Raw genomic sequence first — 1,082 nt, forward strand, 5'->3', positions numbered from 1 at the left:
AAGAGCGTGTCCGCCCACCACTGAAGGGCGGCTCGCCCAGCGGATAGTCGATATCCGTCGGGCTTCGCCCATGCTCTCGATGAAGCCGACTTCAGCCAGGGCCGATGATGGCTGCGTTCCGGGGATCGAGATCAGCGTGAGCGTCCACCAGCGCTGGCATTCCGGACGAGACCTCCGTGCCTTATCCTAATCGCCAGCCTCGCCCGCATGCCGCATCATCCGCAGGAAGCTCATGGAGATGTGGGCGCGCCTGATGTGGCCGATGGATTCCCAGTCGCCGATCTCGGCCGCGGCCAGGACCTCCTCCATCTCGCGCCGGAACGCGGTGAACTCTTCCACAAGACCCAGTTGCGGCATCATCTTGAGGACGACGCGCGCCACCTGGAAATACAGCCTTTCGCTGATCTCGCGCAGCGGCTGGTTGCCGGTCATGCCCGACAGCTCGGTGAAGAAATCCATGTTGAGCTGCAGGAAGGCCCGCTGATCCGGATTGAGCATGTCGGAATCGCAGCGGGCGATCAGCGCCCGGATCCGATCGAGGTCGGCGGCCGTGCGCGGAATCGGCGAGAGCTTGCCGACCAGAAGCGCCAGTTCCAGACGCAGATGATAGACCTGCTGCAATTCCTCGATATCGACGTCGGTGACGATCGTGCCGACACCGTGGACGGACTGAACCAGGCCTTCGGATTCAAGACGCGCCAGGACGCGGCGGACCGGCGTGCGGCTGATCTCGAATTCCTGGGCGAGCTCTTCCTCGGAGAGGCGGCTTCCCGGCGGATAGTCGAGCAGACAGATGCGGTCGCGCAAGATCAGGTAGATGCGTTCGAACCGTTCTCGCGCCGACAGCGGACGCGCGGGCGACGCGGTCATGGTCGCGGGCGAGGCATCCGTGTCAAGCGTCATCCAGCCTCCAGGACAGCGTGCAGGAATTGCCGCGTCCGCTCATTCTTGGGCGCCCCGCACAGCTCGCTCGGCGGTCCCTGCTCGCAGATCTTGCCCTGGTAGAAGAAGCAGACGCGATCGGAAAATTCCTTGGCGAAGCCCATCTGGTGGGTGACCATGAGCATCGTCAGATCATGCTC

At 63.7% G+C, this 1,082-nt stretch carries 1 protein-coding gene and 1 pseudogene; both read right to left on the minus strand.

Annotated elements, in window-relative coordinates; translation table 11 throughout:
* Positions 1 to 186: 186 nt before the first annotated feature.
* Positions 187 to 903 (minus strand): GntR family transcriptional regulator, encoded by a 717-nt coding sequence (locus tag AC4FWB_RS34490; protein WP_491030673.1) that lies wholly within the window; start codon positions 901 to 903, stop codon positions 187 to 189.
* Positions 900 to 1,082 (minus strand): annotated as a pseudogene (locus tag AC4FWB_RS34495) (ectoine/hydroxyectoine ABC transporter ATP-binding protein EhuA); the annotation flags it as partial. The pseudogene AC4FWB_RS34495 and the gene AC4FWB_RS34490, both read right to left, overlap by 4 nt.

Source organism: Mesorhizobium sp. LEGMi-168a (assembly GCF_058312955.1).

Coding starts and splice junctions, on each gene's coding strand:
- AC4FWB_RS34490 (WP_491030673.1), bottom strand. CDS start 903: ATGACGCTTGACACGGATGCCTCGCCCGCGACCATGACCGCGTCGCCC.